At 34.1% G+C, this 25,107-nt stretch carries 19 protein-coding genes and 7 pseudogenes; 5 read left to right on the top strand and 21 right to left on the bottom strand.

The genetic code is table 11. The annotated features are described in order from the left end of the window. Positions 1-19: 19 nt before the first annotated feature. On the bottom strand, positions 20-2,623 hold the full coding sequence (locus tag IGI80_RS06655; RefSeq protein ID WP_438723009.1) for a leucine-rich repeat protein: 2,604 nt from the start codon (positions 2,621-2,623) through the stop codon (positions 20-22). Positions 2,624-3,106: 483 nt separating this feature from the next. On the opposite strand from IGI80_RS06655, the pseudogene IGI80_RS06650 reads away from it, so the two are divergent. Next, positions 3,107-4,276, top strand: a pseudogene (locus tag IGI80_RS06650) (ISL3 family transposase). Positions 4,277-4,390: 114 nt separating this feature from the next. Here IGI80_RS06650 and tnpA read toward each other — a convergent pair. Together tnpA and IGI80_RS06640 are read right to left on the bottom strand one after the other, a co-directional pair. Then, positions 4,391-4,864, bottom strand: coding sequence for an IS200/IS605 family transposase (gene tnpA / locus IGI80_RS06645; RefSeq protein WP_438723007.1), 474 nt, complete (start codon positions 4,862-4,864; stop codon positions 4,391-4,393). Between the two features lie 82 nt (positions 4,865-4,946). Continuing rightward, positions 4,947-6,620 (bottom strand): annotated as a pseudogene (locus IGI80_RS06640) (IS1182 family transposase). A 312-nt stretch (positions 6,621-6,932) separates the two neighbouring features. Between IGI80_RS06640 and IGI80_RS06635 the strand changes: the two are divergent. Both IGI80_RS06635 and IGI80_RS06630 read left to right on the top strand, forming a co-directional pair. Next, positions 6,933-7,205, top strand: a complete 273-nt coding sequence (locus IGI80_RS06635) for a DDE-type integrase/transposase/recombinase (protein WP_438723420.1) — start codon at positions 6,933-6,935, stop codon at positions 7,203-7,205. Continuing rightward, positions 7,148-7,414 (top strand): annotated as a pseudogene (locus tag IGI80_RS06630) (integrase core domain-containing protein); the annotation flags it as partial. The gene IGI80_RS06635 and the pseudogene IGI80_RS06630, both read left to right, overlap by 58 nt. A 31-nt stretch (positions 7,415-7,445) precedes the next feature. On the opposite strand, the pseudogene IGI80_RS06625 reads toward IGI80_RS06630, so the two are convergent. The 10 genes and pseudogenes from IGI80_RS06625 to IGI80_RS06580 all read right to left on the bottom strand — a co-directional run. Beyond that, positions 7,446-7,808 (bottom strand): annotated as a pseudogene (locus IGI80_RS06625) (phosphopentomutase); the annotation flags it as partial. Positions 7,809-8,075: 267 nt separating this feature from the next. Then, positions 8,076-9,355: pseudogene (locus IGI80_RS06620) on the bottom strand (PTS sugar transporter subunit IIC). A gap of 95 nt (positions 9,356-9,450) precedes the next feature. Then, positions 9,451-10,659 carry a phosphopentomutase gene (locus IGI80_RS06615; RefSeq protein ID WP_438723006.1) on the bottom strand — a complete coding sequence of 403 codons (1,209 nt, stop codon included), beginning with the start codon at positions 10,657-10,659 and terminating at the stop codon, positions 9,451-9,453. Continuing rightward, a complete protein-coding gene (locus IGI80_RS06610; RefSeq protein ID WP_438723005.1) occupies positions 10,652-11,812 on the bottom strand; it encodes a YhfX family PLP-dependent enzyme in 1,161 nt (386 codons plus the stop codon). The genes IGI80_RS06615 and IGI80_RS06610 overlap by 8 nt, the downstream gene beginning before the upstream one ends. A 13-nt stretch (positions 11,813-11,825) precedes the next feature. Then, positions 11,826-12,179, bottom strand: coding sequence for a PRD domain-containing protein (locus IGI80_RS06605; RefSeq protein WP_438723004.1), 354 nt, complete (start codon positions 12,177-12,179; stop codon positions 11,826-11,828). Positions 12,180-12,191: 12 nt separating this feature from the next. Continuing rightward, on the bottom strand, positions 12,192-13,115 hold the full coding sequence (yhfZ, locus tag IGI80_RS06600; protein WP_438723003.1) for a GntR family transcriptional regulator YhfZ: 924 nt from the start codon (positions 13,113-13,115) through the stop codon (positions 12,192-12,194). 4 nt (positions 13,116-13,119) lie between these two features. After that, entirely contained in the window at positions 13,120-14,214 is a 1,095-nt protein-coding gene (locus tag IGI80_RS06595) for an aminotransferase class V-fold PLP-dependent enzyme (RefSeq protein ID WP_438723001.1), read from the bottom strand. 37 nt (positions 14,215-14,251) lie between these two features. Further along, a complete protein-coding gene (locus IGI80_RS06590; RefSeq protein ID WP_438723000.1) occupies positions 14,252-15,133 on the bottom strand; it encodes a phosphotriesterase family protein in 882 nt (293 codons plus the stop codon). Positions 15,134-15,151: 18 nt separating this feature from the next. Next, positions 15,152-16,450 (bottom strand): YhfT family protein, encoded by a 1,299-nt coding sequence (locus IGI80_RS06585; RefSeq protein ID WP_438722999.1) that lies wholly within the window; start codon positions 16,448-16,450, stop codon positions 15,152-15,154. 57 nt (positions 16,451-16,507) lie between these two features. After that, on the bottom strand, positions 16,508-16,867 hold the full coding sequence (locus IGI80_RS06580) for a DUF2620 domain-containing protein (protein ID WP_438722998.1): 360 nt from the start codon (positions 16,865-16,867) through the stop codon (positions 16,508-16,510). A gap of 1,127 nt (positions 16,868-17,994) precedes the next feature. Here IGI80_RS06580 and IGI80_RS06575 point away from each other — a divergent pair. Both IGI80_RS06575 and IGI80_RS06570 read left to right on the top strand, forming a co-directional pair. Beyond that, positions 17,995-18,492 (top strand): annotated as a pseudogene (locus IGI80_RS06575) (ATP-binding protein). Next, the gene (locus tag IGI80_RS06570) at positions 18,480-19,184 is read left to right on the top strand and encodes a tyrosine-type recombinase/integrase (protein ID WP_438722997.1); all 705 of its coding nucleotides are present in this window, start codon (positions 18,480-18,482) and stop codon (positions 19,182-19,184) included. Before IGI80_RS06575 ends, IGI80_RS06570 begins: the two are co-directional and overlap by 13 nt. 107 nt (positions 19,185-19,291) lie before the next feature. Here IGI80_RS06570 and IGI80_RS06565 read toward each other — a convergent pair whose 3' ends face one another. The 8 genes and pseudogenes from IGI80_RS06565 to IGI80_RS06530 all read right to left on the bottom strand — a co-directional run bounded on the left by IGI80_RS06565 (position 19,292) and on the right by IGI80_RS06530 (position 24,917). Beyond that, positions 19,292-19,687: a reverse transcriptase domain-containing protein gene (locus IGI80_RS06565; protein ID WP_438723419.1), complete on the bottom strand. Its 396-nt coding sequence runs from the start codon at positions 19,685-19,687 to the stop codon at positions 19,292-19,294. Between the two features lie 800 nt (positions 19,688-20,487). Further along, positions 20,488-20,757: a type II toxin-antitoxin system RelE family toxin gene (locus IGI80_RS06560; RefSeq protein WP_438722995.1), complete on the bottom strand. Its 270-nt coding sequence runs from the start codon at positions 20,755-20,757 to the stop codon at positions 20,488-20,490. Then, positions 20,747-20,980: a type II toxin-antitoxin system RelB family antitoxin gene (relB, locus tag IGI80_RS06555; RefSeq protein WP_438722994.1), complete on the bottom strand. Its 234-nt coding sequence runs from the start codon at positions 20,978-20,980 to the stop codon at positions 20,747-20,749. The genes IGI80_RS06560 and relB overlap by 11 nt, the downstream gene beginning before the upstream one ends. Positions 20,981-21,064: 84 nt before the next feature. Further along, positions 21,065-21,196 carry a hypothetical protein gene (locus tag IGI80_RS06550; protein WP_438722993.1) on the bottom strand — a complete coding sequence of 44 codons (132 nt, stop codon included), beginning with the start codon at positions 21,194-21,196 and terminating at the stop codon, positions 21,065-21,067. After that, a pseudogene (locus tag IGI80_RS06545) lies at positions 21,193-21,735 on the bottom strand (DNA/RNA non-specific endonuclease); the annotation flags it as partial. The pseudogene IGI80_RS06545 and the gene IGI80_RS06550, both read right to left, overlap by 4 nt. A 725-nt stretch (positions 21,736-22,460) precedes the next feature. After that, positions 22,461-23,438 (bottom strand): DUF2399 domain-containing protein, encoded by a 978-nt coding sequence (locus IGI80_RS06540; protein ID WP_438722991.1) that lies wholly within the window; start codon positions 23,436-23,438, stop codon positions 22,461-22,463. Further along, complete coding sequence (locus tag IGI80_RS06535) at positions 23,411-23,608, bottom strand: hypothetical protein (protein WP_438722990.1); 198 nt, start codon at positions 23,606-23,608, stop codon at positions 23,411-23,413. Before IGI80_RS06535 ends, IGI80_RS06540 begins: the two co-directional genes overlap by 28 nt. After that, positions 23,601-24,917, bottom strand: coding sequence for an SbcC/MukB-like Walker B domain-containing protein (locus IGI80_RS06530; protein WP_438722989.1), 1,317 nt, complete (start codon positions 24,915-24,917; stop codon positions 23,601-23,603). Before IGI80_RS06530 ends, IGI80_RS06535 begins: the two co-directional genes overlap by 8 nt. Between the last annotated feature and the right edge of the window lie 190 nt (positions 24,918-25,107).

Genomic DNA, 25,107 nt, shown 5'->3' with positions numbered 1-25,107 from the left:
TTCATCGTCCTTCTTTTTACTATTTTTTATTGTTATATAATTTATATTTGCATATAAAGCTCCAAATGAAAAGAATAGCCATAACTATTGATAAACCAATTAGCATTAACCAATAATTAGTATTGCCTCCAGTTTGCGGCAATATAGCTTCAGATTTCCCTGAAATAATTGAATCTTGCTTTGCAGAGTCAAGATATGTTTTTTCAAATTGAGTGTCATTCTTCCCAACATCATCATTCTTTAAAAAGGTTTCTTCATAATCAGAAGAGGTTACTGTGTTTTCTTGAACTAGAGCATAGTAAGAAAAGTGTGTAGTTTCAAAAACGTAATACTCACCATCGACATAACCGTTCATTGTTATACGTGTACCATTGTCATTAATATAATATACTTTAGTTTTACTTGTGTCAAAATTATCAGGAATAGGTAAATGTACTAAAACATTACCTTTCGGCTGAACTTTATTTCCGCTACTATCTAGCAAAGAAATATCGAATAGTTTTATTTTATTATAGTCTGATTTTAATGAATCATAGACACTACCGATTGTAATTTCAGATACAGACATCGTACTTTCTTTTGGCGTAACACCATTTAAAAAGCTGATGTAAACTCTTGTACTTCTATCAATAAGCGAGGTTTCTTGCTGATTTTTTAGAGTAGTTGTTGTTGGTTGTTCTGTTTCTGTTGGTTCTTTTTCAGCGCTTGTTGTTGGTTGCTCTGTTGCTGTTGGCTCTTTCTCAGCGCTTGTTGTTGGTTGCTCTGTTGCTGTTGGTTCTTTTTCAGCGTTTGTTGTTGGTTGCTCTGTTGCTGTTGGTTCTTTCTCAGCGTTTGTTATTGGTTGCTCTGTTGCTGTTGGTTCTTTTTCAGCGTTTGTTACTGGTTGCTCTGTTGCTATTGGCTCTTTCTCAGCGCTTGTTGTTGGTTGCTCTGTTGCTGTTGGTTCTTTTTCAGCGTTTGTTGTTGGTTGCTCTGTTGCTGTTGGTTCTTTCTCAGCGTTTGTTATTGGTTGCTCTGTTGCTGTTGGTTCTTTTTCAGCGTTTGTTACTGGTTGCTCTGTTGCTGTTGGTTCTTTTTCAGCGCTTGTTGTTGGTTGCTCTGTTGCTGTTGGCTCTTTCTCAGCGCTTGTTGTTGGTTGCTCTGTTGCTGTTGGTTCTTTTTCAGCGCTTGTTGTTGGTTGCTCTGTTGCTGTTGGTTCTTTTTCAGCGCTTGTTGTTGGTTGCTCTGTTGCTGTTGGTTCTTTTTCAGCGCTTGTTGTTGGTTGCTCTGTTGCTGTTGGTTCTTTTTCAGCGCTATTTTCATTCAATGGTAATAGTTCTATATTATATTCTGGAATACCTAACTTCGCTATTAGTTCTTCTTTTACTTGTTGTGATGAAACATTATATTTAATTTTTTTGCTATCATTTGAAGAATAAAAATTAAGTGCATCAGGATCAATAATTATATTCTCACTTTTTAGAACAATATCTTCGAGAACAGGGAATTCTCCACCTATAAATCCATAAACAAGATTATTGGTGTTCTTCCCAAATACAATTTTTCTCAAACCTTCCAAATTATAAAAAGGATTACTTCCATAAGAAGACACTGAATCAGGTATTACAAGTTGTGTTAAATTTGCAATATTATAAAATGCTAATCTCCCAATAGTTTCAACTTGATTTCCCATGTTAAATTCCTCAAGCCTTAACATGTTTTTAAAAACAAAATCCCCGATTTCTTTTAGCTCATCGTTTAATGTAATTTTTCTTAAACTTGTATTGTATTCAAAGGCATAATCAGCTATTTTACTTACAGATTTTGGCAATGTGTATTCTAAGTCGATTTTATCAGCTGGATAAACAATTAATTCTGTTAAGTCTTTAGTAAATAAAACTCCATTTAATGACGCATATGCTAGATTTTTTGAATCTACAATTATATTTTTGAGTCCAATATCCCCTGAAAATACAGCATCACCAATACTTAATACTCCTTCTGGAATATATATTTCCTTTAATTTAGGATTTGTTTTAAAAGCACCTTGTCCTACTTTTTTCAATTTTGATTCTTTATTTATGTTTAACTCAACTAAATTATTATTGTATATAAAAGCGTTATTTCCTATAGTCTCTACACTATCAGGTAATGTAAACTTAGTTAAGCCTGCAAACTCAAATGCATTATCAGCTATTTCACGTAGAGAACTATCTAGAGGAAAACTAATGGTTTTCAAATTAGTAGCACTATGAAAAGCTTTTTTATCTATAACTTCAATTGTTTTTGGTAAATTCAAATTTTCAACATTTGATCCGCTAAATTGAACTAAACCTGATTCATCTTCAAAAGTACTAAAAGCAAAAGCCCCTACTTTAGTCACACTGTATTGCTTTTCATTAAATTCTACTATTTCTGGAATAGTAAGATCTGTCGGTAAATCAAGTATGGAATTTTCTCCATCTCCTATTTGTACTTCTGATTCATTGATAACTTTATATATAACACCTTGTTCCGATTTGAAAACTATATTTGAAGTCTCCTCTGCTTTCGTTATAACTGCGTTACCTAAAACAAAAATAAAAGCTATTAAAGTAAAAATAAAAGTATTCTTACCAATGAGTTTATAGTGTAAATTATTCATAATGAACCTCCTTTAATTATTTTAATCAAAACATAATAGAGACTAAAAATAATTTACCCTAAATAATCATTTTAACAACACACAATATTTAAGGGTAACCTTATTTTTTTATTAGCTATACCTTAAATTACTTCAATTTCTTAGAAAAGTAAAGAAAAATTAGGGTTTATAGGACAAATTTTACAACTAACCCAATAATATTAATCAATATAATTGATCTAAATCAAAATTAGTATGGTAACCTTGATAGAAAAATAATACAAGATAAACTATGTGAATTGTCTTGTATATTTAAATCATATTCATATTTACTTCATTAAAATCAACTAGTGATTTAGTTTAAACAAAAAAATTGTAAGATAAATTGTGTCTCTATACTTTCTGATGCTGGTATTTTTTCCAACATTTTTTTGATTCACAAAAAAGACACCTCGAAATCCTGTAGAATTAAAGTTGCCTAACCCATTCTATGGAGGAATCAAGATGTCCTATACTGAGCTTATCAAAGAAACCCTAAATATTCTAGACCTAAATGTTACTTTTTAAGAAAATTGTTTGCGAAAAGAGAAAATAAACGAACAAATTTGTAAAGTTTATATAGGAAAATTAACCTATTCTCCAGATTCCTGTGAACATTGTAAAAGTCATTCCACGATTATTCGCTGGGGAATGACAACCGTTCGGTTGTTACTGAATGAAGTCGCAGAATTCAAAACATATCTGGAATTGAGAAAACAACGGTTTAAATGTCATACCTGTCAACGAACTTTTGTTACGGATACAAGCATTGCAGAAAAGCACTGTTTCATTAGTCAATCTGTCAAACTGAATCCGTTTAAAACAACCTTATTTAAATCCGTTCGTCAGGTTTCTGGTGCCATGAGCTTTATCATTTTAAATGGGCAAACAAGAAAATTATTTGATATTGTTGAAAACCGACAACTGCCTTATTTAGAACGTTATTTTAATCGTTTTCCACTGTCTGTATTAGAAAAAGTCCAATTTATTGTCATTGACATGTATGCACCTTACGTTTCTATAGTGAAAAAATGTTTCCCTAAGGCGAAGCTCATCATTGATCGCTTCCATATAGTTAAACACATCGGTCGGACCTTTCGAAACCATAGAATCACTTGGACAAATCATCTATTAAAAAGTTCAAGTTTGGCTAAAAAACGACAAGGAAAACAACTCAAAAAATACTGGAAGTTATTACAAAAAAATCAAGAAAAGTTGGATAGTTTAAACCGCCGTTGCCACCCTTCGTTTAAAATTTATTTGACCGAAACAAAGCTTGTGGGCAGGCTACTTTCCTATAGCGTTGAGTTATCACAAGGCTACACATTATACCAAGACTTTTTGTATGCCATTCATAAATGAAACCAAACGTATTTTAATACCTTGCTTACGAAAAGTGTTTCTCACTTGCCAGCTATTTATCAAACCACCTTACGAACCTTTAAAAAACACCAAAAACATATTCATCATGCTTTGAATTATTTTTATTCGAATGGACAATTAGTGTGTCTAAATAATCATATCAAAGTGTTAAAGCGGAATACCTATGGTTTTCGTAACTTTTATAATTTTAAATTGCGTATTTTCGTCCAACAAGGACAAGCCATACAAACCAAATCAAAACCACCCGTGTGAACGTGTGGTTTGTTCTGCGTCTGTAAGCCTCTATTACCGGCCTAAGCCTAAAAGGCTTACCAAAAAAGTTCCATTCCGCACCACATTTACTCACAGCTCCTTAAAGGAGCTATTTCATTTTTTATAATTTTTTTGTCTTGTGAACGGATATACTTCTTCAAACAATGTTAGCTGATCTGCTAAATAATATTCACTAAGTTGATTACGAATATATTCTTCTATCTGCTTTTTATTTCTTCCTACTGTATCCACGTAGTAACCGCGACACCATAATTTTCTATTTTCATAACGATATTTTAATTCCGCATGCCTATCAAATATCATTAAGCTACTCTTTCCTTTTAAATAACCAATGAATTGAGAGACACTTAATTTCGGAGGAATACTTACTAGCATATGAATATGATCCATACATGCATTTGCCTCTATTATTTCCACGTTTTTCCTTTCACATAATTCTCGAATTATTTTTCCAATACTCTCTTTATACTTTCCATAGACAATTTGTCGACGATATTTTGGTGCAAAAACAATATGATAATTACATTTCCATCTTGTGTGTGATAAACTTTCTATGTCCTTTTTCATAAGGATTACCTCCTAAACTTTTGATGTGGTGGTCGGGAAACTAACTTCATCTTAACAGTTTGGGAGGCTTTTTAATACCTTGCTAGAAGCTATCCTGGAGAGTGGGACAATAGTCCTTTCTCCAAAAGAAACCAAGTCCGATTTTGATGATTACTTTCAAAATCGGACTTGGTTTTTCATTTTTACGTTGCTTTTTCTCCATATATTTCCCTAATTTTCTTAAATTTAATGCCATGAGCGCCAAGCCAATGTCAATCTTGGCTCCTTGTTTCCCTCGTAAGTGGAAACGTTGGAACGCCAAATGAGCCTTTAGGTGGCCAAACACTGGTTCGACATCGATTTTCCGTTTCCGATAAATCGAACCTGTTTTTTCCTCTAAAAGCTTCTTTTTACATTCGGCTTTGAAATAGCGCCATGTATTATTCACTAAAATTTGTCGGTTTTGCTCACTTTTTGCTTTCGTACATTGACTACGAACAGGACAATCTCGACAATTTTCACATTCATAAATTTTTAAGTCACGGACAAATCCGCCTTTATCTTTTCTTCGACTATATCGCTTGAAGGGAACTGCCCGGTGGGCAGGACAAATATATGTATCTTCTTCTTCCAAATAGCGCCAGTTATCAACCATAAAAGGACTGTTTCTATAGGTCTTTTTATTTTCTTTATGATAACTAGCATAAGTGATTAATGGCGTTTTATGCAAGATATCGTTGATATACGTATAATTTTCTTCACTTCCATAGCCGGCATCCGCTACAATATACTCGGGTAATTCGTTGTGTTGTTCCAAAAAGCTGTCTAAAAATGGATGTAAGGTTTTTGTATCTGTTGGATTTAGGAACAGATTATACGCTAGGACATATTGATTTTCTGTTGCGATTTGTAAATTGTAGCATGGCTTTAGTTGACCATTGCGCATATAATCGTCTTTCATTCGCATAAATGTGGTATCTGTTTTAGAAAAACTATTTCGCTCTTTAAAAAGGCGGTTATAGGTTTCATATTTTTGTTTTCTTGGTAAATAATCCGCTTGGATTTTGCGTAGATACTTTTTGTAGGTTCTTCTTTTTTTCTTTAATTGGCTTTGTTTTTCTTTCTTCTTTTCCTTTTGTAGTTGTTCTTCTGTCGCCACCAACTCTGTTTCCAAGTGCTGCGCGATTTCTTCCAATTGGGTGCTTGTCAATCTATCACTTTGGTTTTCTTCTTTTAAAGAAGGCAAGATTTCTTCTTTATAAAGGGGTTGATAGAATTCGTTTGATTGTTTATCCAAAGCAGCTTCATACCGATTTGTTGCTTTGCGCCAGACAAAACTGAATTTATTGGCATCCGCTTCGATTTTTGTACCATCAATAAATAGCGCTTCATTGTCAATTACCTGATTGGTGATTAATTGACGGCGGAATAAGACAAAGGCTTCTGCTAAAAGGTGAGCAGTTGTTTCCTGACTTCGGAAGCGATTGATGGTCCGATAACTGACTTGTTCGTGGTTAGCCAGCCAACGCATACGATAACTGTCATCTAATAGAAATTCAATTTTACGACCTGAAAAAAACGTTGCGTATAAACATATAAAATAATTTTTAACATCATTTTAGGGTGGTAGGCCTAGTTGTTCTTCTAATTTAAGAAAGAGTGTTTGTGGCATGGCTTCGACTAAAGCATTAACCGCAAAAGCGACATCTGTTTCAGGAATATATTGTTCCATATCTAATGGTAAAGTTGTTTGATTGATGGTATAATTTTTAAACATAAAGCACTCGCTTCCTTTCTGATTGGGTTTCGTCACTTTAATCTTACAGGAATGAGTGCTTTTTGTGTACTTTGAAATCAAAAAAATGGGGCAATAATCAGATTTTTTTCTGATTATTGTCCCATTCTCTTCAATACATACAATAAAAATTCCAGAGGACTTTCTCCTCTGGACTCGACATGATTCTACAATTTCTCTTTATCAACATTATTTGACAAAGAGCCACTTTGTTATGCTCAAGGACTCTATACTCGCGGCGTTCACCGAAAATATCGGAGACAAAAGACTGGTTGTTGTAGTGCGCAAAAGAACCTGATTAATCAGAATTTTTCCGTTAAATCCCCTAACTCTGCGTGGTTTGGAGAGATTACTTACATACCTATTGCAGAAGGCACCCTTTACCTCAGTACGTATATTGATGCTTATTCAAGTCGAGTGATTAACTACCGTATCGACCATCATATGAGAGATGAATTAGTTATTGAAAGTCTAAAAACAGCTCTTCTTAAGAAACATCTAACAGCTGGATTCATTATCCATGTGGACCAAGGTTCTCAATATACGAGTCATCATTTTTTAAAATAATTCAAGCAAATAAACTTTTACTGCACCATTCAAGAAAAGGCACTCCCTATGATAACGCTGTGATGGAATCATTTTATAAATCACTTACACGAGAAGTATTAAACAAAAACGGTTTTAAGAACAAATCGGAGGCTATCATACAGCTTGTAGACTACCTAGAAAATTACTACAACATAAAAAGAATACATTCTAGTTTGGGCTATAAAACACCAGACGAATTTCTACTTTCACAAAATCAAATTATCTTTTTTGTTCATAAAAACTTGCTCTTAGCAATATTTCCGATAAAAAGGATTTTCCATGCTGAAGCATACTTACACCAAAAAATTCTGCTGCAGTCGCAGCTACATCCGCCATTGTTTCTCTTTCTCCAATTACTTTCCCTTCAATACCTTTACTATAAATCAGCAATGGTACAAATTCCCGAGTGTGTTGGCTACTATCAATCTCTGGATCATTTCCGTGGTATGCCATTACAATCAAGATATCCCCCTCGTTTAAATAAGGAAGTAATTCCGCTAGTTTTTTATCACTGACCTCCAAACGGTCTGCATAACGAGATGTATCCTCCGCATGTCCAGCTAAATCCGTTTCCTGTATATTAGCCATTTTCATTTTTCTTAACCTCAGAAATTAAATAGAATAAGTAAAAGAGAATACTTCGATCCATTCAAAATTAAGAAAAAGAAATAAAGTAGCGAGTGATGAGTGATTGGCGGTCTTTTAAAAAATTCCATTTATGGAGTAGGCGAGTAGGGACCTCTTCTATAGATGTTAAAAAGCCACCCGTTTTCACGGGTGGATAGGTTACTAATGACTTTAGTCAGTTGAGTAAAGTCATTATTTAAAAATTAAATTATATTATATTTTTTAACCATTTAAATTAATAACTTTTTCACTAATCTTCAAAAACGGTAGGTAAATAAACACTCCCAAAACAATAATAAATAATTGAACAATTACAGCTCTCCAATCTCCACCAGTTGCCAGATAAGCAGAGATAAATGGAGGGCTTGTCCAAGGAATAAGAACAACCACACGATTCATCCAACCAATTGAAGTAGCTATATAAACTATTAAAATTCCTAACGCTGGAACAGTTACAAATGGAATCATCATTGGAATATTGAATACTATAGGCAACCCAAAAATAATCGGTTCGTTGATATTAAAAATCCCTGGAGCTATTGATAATTTTGATACATTTCTCATCGCTTTATTTTTTGTAAATAAGAACACAGCAATTAATAAAGAAATAGTGTTGCCTGTTCCACCAATCATTCCAAAGGTCCATACAAAAGTATTTGTTATAATATGAGGAATGTCATTACTATTTGCAAATGCTAGCATATTATCATTCATATTTGCTAATAAAAAGGGATCTAATAGAGCCCCATTTACAACAGTTTGATGACTTCCTAGTGTAAATAGAAAGTTACCAAAACTATATATAGATAACGTACCTAATAAACTAGTATTAATTTTGCGTAACGGTTCTTGAATAATAGTTGAAACTAATTCAACAATATTTGTATTAAAAAATACAGATAAAACTAATGATATTGTACCAAAAATCGATAAAACAATTAATGCAGGGATTAATATATTAAATGAATCTGAAACAGCTGTCGGAACCCCTTCATCCATTTTAATCTGTATTTTTTTGATCTTTGATAATTTAATAAACAATTCACCTGCAGCAAATCCTACAAAAATACCTGCAAACATTGCTGTTGTTCCTAAATTATTATAGCTTAAAACACCTGATACATTAACTGCAGAACCATTCTGCAAAGGAGATATGTTTAATACATTAGGCATCATAATTATTAGCGCTGATAAGCATATAATAGCAACAGCGATCGCATTTTTAAAATTACGATTGCCTGATAATCTATAACCAATTAAAGGTGCAATTAGCAGTCCTGAAATATTCAATGTTCCATTGGTAATAGTTATACCCCAATATTGCGCATTATTAAGTATATTTCCTTTAAAAAAAAGGGAAAAATTACATTATTAACCAATATAGCAATGCCTGCTAAAATAAATAACGGCATAGCAACAGCGAACGCATCTCTTAATGTCCTAAGATATACTTGATTCCCAATTTTAGCAGCTATTATAGTAAACTTTTCTGTAAAACTCATTTTTTCCACTATATAATCCTAACCTTTCAAATTTTTATATCAGTTCTATTCTTATAATTAATTGAAATTTGCGTTAATTTAAATTTACATTACTATTAAAACATTTCCGATAAAAAGGATTTTCCATGCTGAGGCATACTTACACCAAAAAATTCTGCTGCAGTCGCAGCTACATCCGCCATTGTTTCTCTTTCTCCAATTACTTTCCCTTCAATACCTTTACTATAAATCAGCAATGGTACAAATTCCCGAGTGTGTTGGCTACTACCAATCTCTGGATCATTTCCGTGGTCTGCCATTACAATCAAGATATCCCCCTCGTTTAAATAAGGAAGTAATTCCGCTAGTTTTTTATCACTGACCTCCAAACGGTCTGCATAACGAGATGTATCCTCCGCATGTCCAGCTAAATCCGTTTCCTGTATATTAAGAAAGAATAAGCCATTTTCATTTTTCTTAACCTCAGAAATTAACTGGTCATAAAGTTCTTCTGTATCTACCCCAGGAAATAGATGTGTGCTTGATGTTTGAATAATATCGGCTGCTTTTCCAAACAATTCTACCGAAATCCCTGCCTTATCTAAAATAGTAGGAATTTGAACATTTGGATCAATCCCATAGCCTAAATGAATCACATGATAATCATCATCGTAAACACACGATTCTGGTGCATCTACGCCAGCAAATTTCCCAATGACTTTCCTAGCGGCAAGTAAATTTCCCAAATGAATACCACGCCCTCCAAAGGTAATTACTCTAGAAACTTTTACTACTTCACGAACGGTTTTCCCTAATGTAATAACCTCTTCAAAAGAAATATCATCTAGCGCAGAAGAGACATTGAATACTTGGCCTAAATCCGTCTCTAAATTATCTCCAACAGTGGCAACTTCATTTACGACTAGAATCTTTGGTTCATCTTTTTCCCCAACATAACGTACTTGGTATCCTTTTTCCTTTAAATGCTCTGCTACATCATCTATTACTTCATTAAAGGCTTGATTCAAAGGCTCTTTAGGTGTTGTTCCTGAGATTTCTTGATGGCCTAAAAATGAATCTGCCCCATGATGAGTTAAATTGGCTTTGCCATAATTTGCTTGCTCTGAATATTTCAATGTATCTGTTTCAAATCCTAAAAGATTCATCAAACCAAGTTTTTCCAAAGTGGGTATTTCTATTGAAGAAACGTTCTCAATAATATGCTTCGCTGTGTTTGATCCTATATCTGCAGGTCTAACAAAGGGAACATCACGCATCGCACCCACACCAAAACCATCTAAAACATTAATAATAAATCTACTCATAATTAACCTCTTTTCCTTGGCTATCAAATATCCCCAAAATTTCTGGTTTTCCTTGACTAATTCCTTTTACAACAGCGACATCACTTCTAGTAACAAAAATTTGTGTACGAAAGGTGGCAATAACTGTTTCTCCAACAGAATGTTCAGAGGAGGTAGAAAGATAATAATCAATATTTTCATCAGAAAAACGTTCAACTTGATCTTCTACTTGTCGTCTTGTATCTCCTATTACTACTGAATTTAAATGACCTCTACGATAATATCCTCCACCATAAAAATAGGATTTACCATTAAAATTATGAGAAATTTCACTGACATAAAGTAACGCTGGCTTTTCTGGTTGTTTTTTATACGCATGTAAAGGCGTAGTTCCAGTTAATGCATGACCAGGTTCAGCCTGCGTCCCGCCAATTTGTTTAATAAAGGGAATCGTTGTACTACATGATGCAGAAGGAACATTCAGCTCTGAAATAGGAAAGCCTTCCTCATACAGAATTTTTTTTGCAACTTCAATAGTTTTCACATTATTCGTTTGTGACAATGTTGTATATCTATCATCAAATAAGAAGCACGGAAATGAAGTAATGCCGCTAAATTCGATTGCATCAAACTGATGAAATGCTTTGCTTTCCTCTACCAAATTCTTCAATAAGAAACCGCCAAATTGACCTTCATAAATCTGATCATCGTCATCCACTACTTTTAATAAAACCTTTTGTTTTATTCCATGTTTCTTTGCAATTGCTTGAATTTTTTCTAATTTCTCCATAGAATAGACAGTCATGTATTCCGTACCGTAAAGCATAATTTTTTCCAAAAGGCTATCTGGAATTTGAACCAGATGGCCCACGTTACATAACGGAATATGATTCTCCATCATGATTAGTGCTTCTTTAAAATCAACTACTACTGCCCCGTGATAGCCAATAGCCATCAGCTCTTTTGCAATCAATGGATTTCTGCCAATTTGCTTAAGCATAAAAAACAGATCAATTCCTTCTTTTTTTGCACGCTCTAGCATAACAGCCCCATTAGAGACAATGGTATCTAAATCTAAAACATAGGTATCAGGAAGAATTTGTCTAGATTGGTGTAAATGAATCCCTGCATCAATTAATGCAGGATTCTCTTGTTTCATCATTGTTAGAAACAAATTAATTCCTCCCTTAGTTCTCTTTATTCAAAATATTTATAATATGCATATAAACAAACCATAATTCATCCGCATTGAATTCTGTTGAGGAGTACTGTGACAGCTCTTTCCACAATTCTTTTGATTGTTCTAACTTTTCATCATTTTGAATTTGTGAAAGAATCATCTCATCCATTCCTGTAATCGATTCGTTCTTTTTTTGTCGAGTATCTGCCATTGCTAAGTGTGTCAAGAACATATCCAGATGTTCTACGTTATCAATGACTTGTTTTCCTATTAAATACTTGCTTACGGATAATACAAATTGCTTCGTCTCTTCTGTAATTACATTGGATTCTTTTAAAATATCTAATTTTTTTTCAATCATTTTGGACTTCCTTTAATAATGAGGGATCATTTTACCTTCTAAAACATTTGTTTGAATAGATAAAATCGTTTCTACATCTATCACACTCATCAAGATTTTTTTTAACAACAGATTATCTTTACTCAACACGCAGACTGCGGTGCTTGATAAACTATCTTCTTTACTACCTTCAAGAAACTGGTAATTTAAATGGTCTAATTTTCTATCTTTTATTTCATCGTAATTCCAAATGCCTACATCAATCATTCCTTGTTCCAGAGAATAGATTAGCTGATGGCTTGGTACTTCAACGAATGTAACCTTTTTTCCAATCGTTGCATTTTCTGTTAATATCTGTTGATCATAGGAACTATGGTCAATACCTACTCTCATCCCCTCTTCAATTTGTGCACTTTTTGAATTTGAGAAGATGATTACATGGTTAGACAGATAACTTTGTGGACCAAAGTCTTTGTAAATTTCTAAGCTCTCTCCAGCTTCTATCGCCTGCATTGCTGCCAGCTTTGAAACAATTGAAAAGTGCATTGTTTTTTCACTAGTCAGCTCCATTCGTTCTTTTGATCCTCTTACATAAGCCATGCTTAAAGGAATTTCTGCCCGTTGAAACACTTCATACAAACCAGTAGCGAATCCTTCATACAACTTTGAATACGGTAAAGGCATCGTCCCTCGAATCGTTCCCTCAAGAACAATTTTTTGTAACCTTCGATAATCAATAGTTGTTAGAATCGTTCCATAGCGTCCTTGACTTAGGGTATGAATAATATTTTCGTCTTTAAGATAACTAAAGGCGTTCTGTACAGTTCCTCTAGACAGTCCATATTTTTCTTGTAAATCTGAAATTACAGGTAATCTACTTCCCTCTGACAGTAAAATTAAATCACACGCTAACTGTTGAATGGCTTTCCCCGTTTTATTTAGAAATTCCTCTTGCATTAGCTTAACCCCTCTCGATTGCTTCTTTTATGATTCGAATAATTGTTTCTGCACCTGCTCTCATCGGATTGATACGAATCATTGTTTTTACATTTTCTGGACTGGCAGCTCTAAATGTTGCTGATAACCGATAAAACATCGGGACAAATTCATATTTTGACTCAGCCCCTACTGGATTGGGTGAAGCACCCAATTCTTCTGCTTTTTCTAAGACTTGTGCAGCAATAGGCTGCTCAAATTCCACAATGATGACTTTTGATTGGGCATTTGCAATAAATGCTTGTTTTACCCCTTTTACTTCTCCGGCATTTAATCGTAACTCAACTTCTGAAGAAACTTGTGATGAAACAGCTAATGCAACAGGAGCATAAATAAGTCCTTGCAGCACAGAAATTGCCTCAAAGCCTTGAACTTGTAATCCACCTGAATAGTTTTCCTCACGCAAATCACTGAGTAAATCAGCATCACCAATAATACAGCCTACACCTTCTGGTCCTAGTAATTTAAAGGTTGAAAAACAAGATAAATCAGCACCGCATTCCGTTCCAATATTAGGAACCTTTAGTACAGAATAATTATCGTCTGTAATCACTATAATCTCTTTTTTCACTGCTTTAATCTTTTTTATCACAGCTTCCGGATCATAAGAATCCGATGGTTTTTGTCGTGTGAATTGAACTATCGCTAATTGAACGTCTTGCTCATTAATCACCTGCTCAATAGAATCAAGCTGATTAAAGTCAGCAATTACTTCGTTTAACCCTAACATATCTATTGACGTTTGGGTTGTTGGATAGACAGGGGCATCATGTAACAAAACCGTCTTTCCATACTTTTTACTTGCAGCATGTAGCGATAAACGAATTGCCATTGTACCTGATCCTCGAACAAGCATAGTTGCTTGAGCTGAGAAGAAATCTTTTAACACTTTTTCTACCTTATGTGTCGTTATAGGCTGATTTAGCCCTTGAACCACACCTAAATCTCCTCTTGTAAGAATTTCTGAACCTTTAAAATTTTGTGTAACACAATCAACTAACTGAAATTGTTTTTTCATTGCCTCTTCTAAATTGATTGTATTTAAAATAAATTTATTCATAGGCTCCTCCATTTATATGCGATCATTTATTATAAAACTAACGAAATTCTTTATAAAATTCTTTAGGATTTTTTTTAAGCATTAATTGAATACTTTTTTCAGAAATCCCACCTTTTCGCATCATTGGAACAAATTCATCTAATAAGTAACTATAACCCAAGCCGCCAAATTTCTCTAAATGAGATTTCCTTGTAATATCCATAGATAAACAAACATGATCAATTAATTGACGCTTTTCAATTTCTTTTAACATTTCAATTCTTTTTTCATCTGGTTGATAACCTTTTTTTCCAATAGTGTCAAACTCAACAAATATCCCTTTATAAAGCATATCAAGGACGTATTCTACAGTATCAAATAAATCAACATGGCCTATTATTACTTTTTCTAAATCAATTCCTTGATTCCCAAAATAATTAACCTGTTCGGTGCCTAAAGTTCCAATTGAAGTATGTGTGCTAATTGGACAATTGGTTTCTTTATGCGCAATAATTGCAGCATCAAACACTTTCTTTTCTGCTTGCGTCCATTGCCCTTCACTAGTAGCTATTTCACCAATAACACTCGCCTTAACTCCTGTTTCTTTAATCCCTACAATTATTTCACTAATCATTCTTTCAGCTAGTTGTTCTACTGAGTCCATATATACCCAATTAGGTAAGAACAATTCTTGATAATAACCAGTAGCAACCAAAATATTAATTCCTGTCTCTTGACTCACTCTTTTTACATAGCCAATATTCCTTCCCATTCCTGAGTTAGTTACATCAACTATATTTCTAACACCCTTTTGATATAACTTTTTAAATTCTTTTACTGTCTCTGAATAAGTATCTAATAGACAATCTTCGTTATTCTTTACTTCAGAAAGATCAATAGTTACATGTTCATGAACATATGTTATTCCGTCATTTAACATTTAATTTCATTCCTTTCATCAAATTAAATGGATTAATTTTAATACGTTCACTAAAATACCTAAGCAAATTACAGATATTGGTCCAACTGCTAGTTCTACTATAGGTTTTTTGGAAGATTTATTTAATAAGAAGAAACCTATTACCCAAAGAAAACCAATCTTATCATTTATTTGATTTGCAGCTATAGCGCTTCCAATTAATAGCGCCATTTCAATTACTTTAGTCATAGAATTTCTGATGTGTTCTCCCATATCTCTAATTCCAGGAAACTTATCAAGACTTTTTGTAACAGAAGATACCAGCATAACTTCTAAAAACATCCAGATAAACCCTGCTAAAAATGCTAAAAAAGGATGGCCTTGCATCACTAAACCTATACCAAAAATCATTGTTGTTCCAGCCATTCCATATACTCCAGTTACAATAGCTGTTGAAAAAACTAATGGAATAAAACCAATAGCTCTTGCAATCGTAGCAATAGCTGCTTCATTTATTTTATTTTGAACTAATAGCTGTTGCGGAAGAATATCTACAGCTAGGATTAACAGACTGGATGCTGAACATATTAATCCACCCATTAAAGCTAACCATATCCAATTTTTCTTAATCCGCATTACCCTTTCAGAAAAAATACTTAACAAAGCCGCATTTGAGCCTGTATTCGTTCCTTTTTGTTTCATTGCAAAAACAATCATTATTATCATAGAAACAAGTAAGGACATTCCTTCAGGTGATAAGTTAATTGCGGTATTATTGTTAATTTGTATTTTACCAAATTTAGCAATTAATAAATAAGAAAGCAAAGTTATTCCAAATGCATATATTCCTTTTTTGAATCCATGTTGATAAGCGACAGCAATACAAGGGAAAACAGCAAAAGCAACAAACACTGGGCCAGATATATATCCTAAGGCCGCTAAAAAATTAATTGGTAGCAGAGCAAACAAATCAACAATAAATTGTAGCCCAATCATAATCCCTATACTATATAGGGCTCCCACTACACCAGCAAGTATCATTCCTATCTTATTATCTGGCGCCCATATACCAATAATGTCACATGCTAATAAAATACTGTGAGCAACTATAATTGTAGTGCCAATAGAAATAGGAATTCCAAAACCTATTACCAAGCCAAAGCTAAGTGCAAAACTTGTTGCAGCTAATTCCTTTCTGCCAATCTTTCCTTCAAAATATTCTGGCATAACTGGTCTTAGACCATCATTAAAGACAGCAATCCCTTTATTGGCTAATATGGAACCTAAGCCTCCAATGCAAGCCATAACAATATAATCTAAAAACTTAATATAATCCATTTACGTCTCCTTAGTTAAATATATATTTTTTTGTATATTCAAAAAGAAAAGATTCAACTACAATAAAACTAATTTAGGAATTAACACCTTCAAGACATTTTCTGCCTGGTTTAACGTAAATCCAAATGCTCTCTTACCGTCATCTACTGCTTTAATAATTTCGTCAGGAGATAATACTTTACTTGGAGATGCTAACGTAATAGTATAAGTTGCTCCAACTAAAGCTGTTGCCATTGCTAAAGCACCACCAGATCCAGTTTCACATGCACCTACATAATAATCTGCTTTCCCCTCTTTTAATGCTACTGCTGCCTCTAAATCTGATTTAATCTCTAGTGTTATTTTACCTTCACCTAGTTCATTAATCATAGACGCTAGTTCTTGTTTTCCTAATTGCCCACCAATAACTATCCTCATTTCTTACACCCTTTCTTAAATATACATTTTTTTGTATTTTCGTTCGAACAAATTAATTATAGCGGCAATTCACAGTAATTTCAATAAAATATATTAATGAAAATCTATGAAAACGAATGTATTTTTAATATTGTATTTTTAATACTATGTTACCAACAAGAATTATATGACTTTTTTAAAAAAATATATTCTTCTATCAAAATAACCATTATCTGAATGAAAACACTTTGTGTTTTCATTTCAATTAAACAGCAAAGTTAAAATGGCTCTTTTAGTGGATACACGTAAGTGTAGCCAATATACTGATTATGAAGCAGGAATATTGTATTACAACACATATTTATTCACATGATTTTTTTGGGTGATTAACTGAAGTATTAGTTCCAGATAATTTAAAAACTAGTATATATCAATCCCGATTTTCAAATGTAATTTTCCTACATTAATACCGCCATTTACATTTCTTTTTAAATTTTATCTAATTGACCAAATAATTATTTTTACATGAAATCCATATTTTCAGCAATTGCTTTATACATTTCGTGTTCATCAAAAGAATGTATCGAGTGAGGCGCTTAACTGGATAATCAACCAATAGAACATTTTTTAGGTTACGTTTCGTTTAAAGAAGATAAATTTTATCAAAAACGTTATCAGAACTTTGATTAGTTAAAGAAATCTGTGTATAGCTGCATACGACACTACACTAATTATTGCTGTAAAACTAGTGACTGAAGAAGGATTTTCTGTTAAAAAAACAGTCTACAGCTAGAATTTAACGTTAATAGCTGGTATCGATAGGTTCAAGAAGTTGAAAAATATGGAGAAAGCGTGTTTCCTAGAAAAGGGACCACTACTAACTCACAATAATTAAAGAATCAATTTACTTATTGGAGGTCTTAGAGTGATAACTTTTATGGATAAATTAACAGTCATTCGTCTGTTATAAAGTGGCCGTTATCAGCGTTCTGTTGCTAAAGAATCGGGCCTTAATCGCAATTATTGGTGGCAATATCAAGCCGCACAAAGAGTATTGAAACAAGATCCTGCCAATCCGATAAAAAAGGAGTAGCTAACGGATCCACCGACTTATCAAACAAATAATAGACAGCCATTTGGAAGTGAAAATGAAGAAACAAATCAAAGAGCTGAGAACGTTACGATTAATTAATCAAAAAGAGAACCTCATTTTAATGGGCAATCCTGGCGTTGGAAAAACACATTTAGCGACTGTTCTGGGAATGGAAGCTTGTCTGGCTGGAAAAAGTGTCTTATTTACGAATATTCCTAATTTAGTCATCGAACTTAAAGAATCCATGAGCGCGAACCAGTTGAACTTTTATAAGCGCCGATTTAGCAAATACGATTTGGTGATTCTGGACTAATTAGGTTATGTTTCATTTGAACAAATAGAAAATGAAATACTTTTTAATCTTCTCTCAAATCGAACGACAGTCGGTTCGATTATTATTACGACGAATCTGTCCTTTGATCGTTGGGAAGAGACCTTCAAAGATCCAATGCTTACAACAGCAATGGTGGACCGTTTGACCCATCGGGCTCATGTATTGGATCTCAGTGGTCCATCTTTTCGTGTAGAAGATACAAAGAAGTGGCTAAAATAATTTTTACCCCCTTTTTGAATCATTCGGTGGCCCCTTTTTCAGTTGCGTTTAACAACTTATCGGTGGAACAGACGAAAGAACTATTGATGATCACCGATTCAGAAAAAAATTCTGGTCGCAGAGATATAACTTTACTAAGTGTTCCTTACGATACTGGTGCACGGGTACAAGAATTATGTGATCTACATGTCCGAGACGTCCGTTTAGAATCTCCTGCAATGATCACATTGACTGGGAAAGGTAGAAAAATAAGAAACGTACCCATCATTGGAAACACAGTCAAACTTTTACAGCAATATATGTCTGAACAAGGTCTTCTGCAAAACGGAAAACAAGATCACCTACTATTTTTCAATCAGCAACGCAATAAATTAACTCGTGGCGGCATAACTTATATACTACAAAAACATGCATCGTCACTAAAAGAAAAGTTTCCAAATTTAACCATTAAACTGACTCCTCATATAATGCGACATTCAAAAGCTATGCATCTATATCAAGCTGGGATAAGTCTTATATACATTCGAGATATCTTGGGGCACGTAGATATCTCTACAACAGATATTTATGCCCGACTAGATATGGAGGCAAAACGTCACATACTTGAAAAAGCTTTCCCGGAGGTCACCCCAGAAGAACTCCCTGAATGGAACAACGACGAAAATTTGCTTGAATTTTTAAATAGTCTCTAACACTAATCAATTTATTATGCATAGTCTTTATGCCGTAAGGCTCCTATCCATACGGCGTCTACGCTTTAGCTTAACATTTTTCTTTGCTGTGCATTATGTGCATTATGCTAAGCTACACATAACGCTCCTTGCGGCGTCCCAACTGTTATCTTTTGGTATTTACCATTTATCATAACGCCACTAACTAGATATTTTCTGATTAATGAAATGACGTCTCCATCTTTTATTGTATTCGAGATAAGGCACATCAGTTTATCGTGATGGACCGTGTAGAAAAATCGCTCCAAATCAATATATACCATCCAATTGTAACCATCATTTAAATAGTCGAGTGCTTGGATTACTGTCATTTCACAATTTCTTCCTGGTCTAAATCCGTAGCTAAATTGACTAAATTCTTTTTCGAATAGAGGCATCAGTATTTGACTTATTGCTTGTTGGACCACTCGGTCCACTACCGTTGGTATTCCAAGTTCATGAGTTTTTACATTCCCTTTTGGAATTTCTATCCTAAGTGTTGGCTGTGGCTGATAGCTTCTTGATCGAATCTGTTCTCGCAGTCTCTCTTTATTTTCTTTGAGATACGCTTTGAGTTCGACTACTGTGACGCCATCAATTCCACTTGCCCCCTTGTTCTAGTAAACACGTTTGTAAGCTTGGTTCATATTCACATTTCCTAAAATCGTTTCTAACAGTTCCATACTCGTTTCTTCCTTCCGTTTACTTAATGAAGATTTCCACATTTTTGATTATCCTTTGGGATACGCTCAAATTTCCGTCATTAACACATTCTGTGGTTTGTCTTCATGCATTCATGGTGTAGAAACACTATAAATTGTTCAGCCCTTCGCAACTATTTGTAACTACTATGGCCTCGGCTGACTTCTCACGACAAACCATTTTCGACCGACTTTCTTATTAGGGTTATCCTCAGTCGTCCGTGAGATCTACCAGGATAAGACCACTATCTTTCCTCTTTTACTCTCCTTATTTACCAGATAGGATTACGCACATCTTTAGAATTTTAGCTTGTTATGGAGCCTTTTCCACCTATATAGCCTTATTATCAGATTTCTGTTCGTCGAGCCAAGATTTTGATACACGCTTCCTTCAGCCACACCCTCACGGGTGACAACTTACGTTTCTCTAGCGGTTAGTTGATGTGTACCCCCGCAACGGACTTTCACCGTCTAGATAGTGCCCATGCCTGGCGCACATAAAAAAAACTTAAATCAGGGATTCTTATGTTTTTATTTGTGTTGAAGTTTAGCGTCTCAAAAATGAACGTTTTTGAGACGCTAAACTACTTTTTATAAATGGTACTTCTATGACCAATTGAAAATATTTGTATTACAATTTCAGAATCACAAATGTTAGCCAATATCCTATAATTTCCAATTCTATAACGCCATTCTCCACTTCTGTTTCCTATCAACCCTTTTCCATGCTGACGAGGGTCAGCAATACCTTCTAAATTTTTTCTAATCCATGCAACTATAATTTTGGCTTGGTTTCTATCCATTTTTTTTAATTGTTTCTGTGCTTGTGGCATATACATAACTTTATATTTCATTTAACAAATTCTCCATTTCCTCTTGAGAAATCCCAACTTCTTTTTTCTCTTTGGAAATTTTCATTGCGTTTCGCAAAGTTTTTAAGTCAATTTCATCTTCAATTTTATCTAGTACAGCATTCCGATAAAGTTCGGTTAATGAAAAATTATGAGCTTTTGCATATTCTAATACCAGTTCCTTTTCATCATCAGGAATTCTAAATGTAATTGTTGATTGAGACATGTAATTACCTCCATTCGTTTTTTGTAATAACATTGTACTAAATAAATTCTAAGTTATCAATACAAAGTTAGTACAAACGATAAACTATTCCCCATTATTTTCAAAAACATGTGCCACATATAGGCTATCAATACTAGTCATTAATAGTTTTTCTAGTTCTTCATAAGTGAAGTCACTGTTTCGTACAATCAATATTATTTTTTCTTCTTTAGTCATGATCCCCAACTCACTTTCATTATTATATCAATTTTACTTATGCCATCTTCGTAGCTAAACACGACGTATGGCTGCATGTTGTATTCATAAACGTTGAAGTTCAGCGTACCCGCACTATCAACCGCTTGTAGCCAATAACCTTGAGGCATTAATTCATTTCCATGAAAAACTGTCACAATCTGATAAAGAATTCTATTTCCTTTAATTTTTTGTGCATCTCTTATCAGTTTTTCATAGTACATCTTCACTTTTTGATTGGAAAAAGTAGTTTGTGTCGCCAGGTTTTTGGGATTATCTTGACTTCCATTTTCATCTATCTGAAAGTTTCCGTCAATATCAAAGTTAAAGCTTGAAGTATAGGAAAGTAAATGCCGCGATTAATAATCTGTTCCCCATCGACCTTTTTAGTGCCAGCCTGGTTTACATACTTGACGTTCTCGCCCTTCAGAACGTCCTAAATTATTTTTATCAAGATAGACCGTCACAAACGTTGTCCGATTCAAGGGATCTAACTCCCCATAAATCACTTTGTTCTCTTTTCAGTTGTCAATGTTTAGCATTTATTGGCCATTATTCAAGTATAAGGCAGATTATCAATAGAAATGCGAATTTTTTTATTACAAATATGTTACAGAGTTTTTCTTGTTAAACGACAAGGTTTTAGATATTTTTGTACTTTTTAAACATGATAAAATAGAGGGTGCCTGTCTGAAATTATAGAGTCAAAATGGTTTTTAGGTCGATTGTTTTCATTATGGTTGGTGAGGGTGGTTAGCCCTTATGGGTGTTTGTCCTGACCTCATTAAAACAACGTATCCTAAACTAATCCTTTCCGCTTAATTTTGGGTAGCCAGCAGTATCAGTTTCAGTGCGGGTAAATAAAATTGCTTGAGTAAAACATTTAATAGGCATTTTTTGCAATACATGCTAAAAATTTTTGATTCATTTATTTTCCCAACTTCTACAGCAATTTCTTTTTATTGTCTCACTTAACTCTATTCTAAGCTTCAATAAATATTAAAATTTTTCTGTAAATAAAATGACCAAAATTAGCGCTTACTCAAAAAAGATTATCGATAAATAATACGATATTCTAACATAATAAGCTGAGACCAATGTCCTAATTAGTAAAAATCAGACTTTAATAGCTCTGCTATATTTCGCTAATAAACTTATAGCGAACCTCTGTAATCAATTCTTTAAAAAAACCTTCTTGATACGCAACTTTTTGATTTTGATAAATCAACTGGCCCAAATTCACCAATCATGGCTCCTTTATATTAGCTAATTTTTTCAAACGACTGGCACTTAAAGGGATACTAGATTTTGCAAATTGAAAGTTTTGTTGGTCCATACCTAACAGGTTAAGCTGCGAAGCAAAGATATTTTTTAATTTTTGTGCCATTACTAAACCTTCCGGATCAATATCTCCGCTATAGTAGATAACTGCTCCACTGCTTGCTAATTTACGCAATAACTGCCAAACTGCAAAGGTAAAGTGTCCACTGGAACAAAGAATAGGCGCTTTTGGGAGTAATGCCACCAATATTGAATAGATACCGGAATTTTCTACGACCAAAACCTTTTTTCTAGAATAAGGTTGAATCGTTTCCATCCTTAAAATCTCTTTCAGTGGTACATTCCAACTAATATCTTCGAGACAAGCTTGACGCCACATTTGATTTTCTTTCTTTTGGGCATTGCTTGCAGTCAATCCCCTAATTGCAGCATAATTCATGCTGTCATCTTTTAATAAGTAAAATTCATTTAACAAACCATGGCGTTGTTCCGCCTTTTCTATCTCAAGAAATTCCTCTGGTAATCGTGTCGATAGTGCTGTCAGCATTTGAAGCAAAAGTACTCCAGCCTCTTGATTTTCATCAAACGTATGTGGATTGCCTGTTACGTTATAAGAAAATACTGGCATGCGAATAAACTCACATTTAGGCAAACTTGCCAACGCTTTTGATACTTGACTAAAAATAAGTAAAGTCGGTAATTCTTTCTTCCACCATTCTTTCAATTGCCGTGATGTTAAGCACTTTGTGAAACAAGGATTAATGTTTTCAATCGACTTTTTAAATTGTTGAAAAGCCAGGGCTTCTGACTTTTCAAATTCTGTTTTTAAGGCCAAGGGCTTCTGCATCGTAAAAACAATAAAATCCAATAATGTCCAAGCCATGATACTATCTGTAAAAGCTTGTTCTAAATCCTTTATATGAATCCGTTTTTTTGATTCCAATCTAAGATTGATATTCCCAAAAAAGAGCGCAACGGTTCACTGTCTATTTTTCGAAAAATCCCTAACCCAAGACTACTTCCAAATGTTCCTTTTAGCCAATATCGGCGCCACAACTCTTTGCCTAACAAATGAAAAACAGGTTGTTTAAAGTATGTTTTAGGATCAGACACGATACTCACCTCCTGTTAACAAATGTTTCTTCTGTCCATTCCAATAATAGCGAATGGTTGTCACAAAATTAACGTTCTGTGGTCGCAATAATTCATAAACAGCTAATTTTGACACAGTAGGGTAATCTCCAAAAAGCGCTTGCGAATTCATCACATAGTTAAAATCAAGCTGTTCACAGGCTTTAAATAGTTCTGCAATGTTCTGGCCATCAATACCAGCAAAGGCTTCGTCCAACGTAATCACTCGTGGGCATTGACTTCCAGCTTCTTCATAACGAGAATAGGTTGCAACAAACAGTGGCAAATACATCGCAATTGCTTTTTCTCCACCAGAAAATTGATTGAAACGTCGATCGGTTAATGGCTGTGGCTGATACCCTTCGTTTGACCGCTTATATTTCAGTTCAAATTCAAACCAGTCTCGATAATCTAGCACACTTTCAATCGCTTGAAATAATGTACTACGATCATCGATTTGATTTTGCAATTGCTCTTGCGCTAACCAAACTTTTTCTTGAAAATGTATAGAAACGGCTTCTTTATCCTTTTCTGACAACAGTTCTGCTGGCTTTTCTAAGAGATGCACAAGTTGATTCGTGCTAAGATCTTGCTCAGAAGTAGCAGATATCCCTTTCCAATTGATACTTAAAGATAACCCTGAAGAGTTTTTCTGCTCTTGAAGTAGTTCATTCATTTGTGCGACCCATTGCTGTGCTATAGCTGCTAATTCAGCATTTTTGGTTGTTAATTCATTTTCCTTGAACGCTAATGCGAAGGCTAAGTCTTTTGTTTCTCTATAGGTTTGATACACTTCAATTCCTTTAGGTCGCTCTTGATAGACCGCTTCAATCCATTCAATCCTTTCATTCTGATGTTTAATTTGATTAAGCAAACCCTGACTAACTTCTTCTAAGCGCTGTATCTCTATTGTTAAGTTCTCAATTTGCTCTTGACGATATCGCTCTTGACTGGTTGCACCAATGAATGAAGCTTGATAAGCAACAGGCATCTCCCCATTAAGATTGCTTATTTGAAAGCTACCATCTTGATTAATTATGGGTATATCTATCGTTGGATCTGTTTCATGATAAAAAATACTATCTAATATATTGGCAACTTGACTTTGTAACTGAAGAGATAAATTTTGATTAACAGTTAACACGCTGGCTAAAGTCGAGGTCATTAACTGTGGACTGGCTTTAATCATCAAATCGTCCGCTAGCTGTAGCGATTCCTCACTGATTACACTGTCCAAAATACCAGAGTCAAATAACGCACCTTCAGTTCGATTCCGTTCTTCTTCTGTCACAGTCGTTTGAAAATCGGCGCCTTCATAAAATAATACATATTCAGCAGTATCTGTCCAATTTTTCCGATTATTTTTTCTTCCTTCGTTGTGATGTGGTTTTGGTGTTTTTTGTGCTTTCCAATCTTCAATATCTAACTGAAGTTCTGCTCTTTTACTTTTGTTTTCTTCTAAACGAGATTCTAACGAAAGT

Origin of the sequence: Enterococcus sp. DIV1420a (genome assembly GCF_051712165.1) — a bacterium.
Classification (GTDB): Bacteria; Bacillota; Bacilli; order Lactobacillales; family Enterococcaceae; genus Enterococcus; species Enterococcus faecalis.
Note: the sequence above shows the minus strand (reverse complement) of the source record. Positions and strands in the feature narration are given on the sequence as shown.

Bases quoted from the DNA above. Each gene is read 5' to 3' on its own strand.
- yhfZ (WP_438723003.1), bottom strand. From the start codon at position 13,115: ATGCAAGAGGAATTTCTAAATAAAACGGGGAAAGCCATTCAACAGTTA.
- relB (WP_438722994.1), bottom strand. From the start codon at position 20,980: ATGTCTCAATCAACAATTACATTTAGAATTCCTGATGATGAAAAGGAA.
- IGI80_RS06580 (WP_438722998.1), bottom strand. From the start codon at position 16,867: ATGAGGATAGTTATTGGTGGGCAATTAGGAAAACAAGAACTAGCGTCT.
- IGI80_RS06595 (WP_438723001.1), bottom strand. From the start codon at position 14,214: ATGAATAAATTTATTTTAAATACAATCAATTTAGAAGAGGCAATGAAA.
- IGI80_RS06550 (WP_438722993.1), bottom strand. From the start codon at position 21,196: ATGACTAAAGAAGAAAAAATAATATTGATTGTACGAAACAGTGACTTC.
- IGI80_RS06585 (WP_438722999.1), bottom strand. From the start codon at position 16,450: ATGGATTATATTAAGTTTTTAGATTATATTGTTATGGCTTGCATTGGA.
- IGI80_RS06655 (WP_438723009.1), bottom strand. From the start codon at position 2,623: ATGAATAATTTACACTATAAACTCATTGGTAAGAATACTTTTATTTTT.
- IGI80_RS06615 (WP_438723006.1), bottom strand. From the start codon at position 10,659: ATGAGTAGATTTATTATTAATGTTTTAGATGGTTTTGGTGTGGGTGCG.
- tnpA (WP_438723007.1), bottom strand. From the start codon at position 4,864: ATGAAAAAGGACATAGAAAGTTTATCACACACAAGATGGAAATGTAAT.
- IGI80_RS06560 (WP_438722995.1), bottom strand. From the start codon at position 20,757: ATGAAATATAAAGTTATGTATATGCCACAAGCACAGAAACAATTAAAA.
- IGI80_RS06605 (WP_438723004.1), bottom strand. From the start codon at position 12,179: ATGATTGAAAAAAAATTAGATATTTTAAAAGAATCCAATGTAATTACA.
- IGI80_RS06590 (WP_438723000.1), bottom strand. From the start codon at position 15,133: ATGTTAAATGACGGAATAACATATGTTCATGAACATGTAACTATTGAT.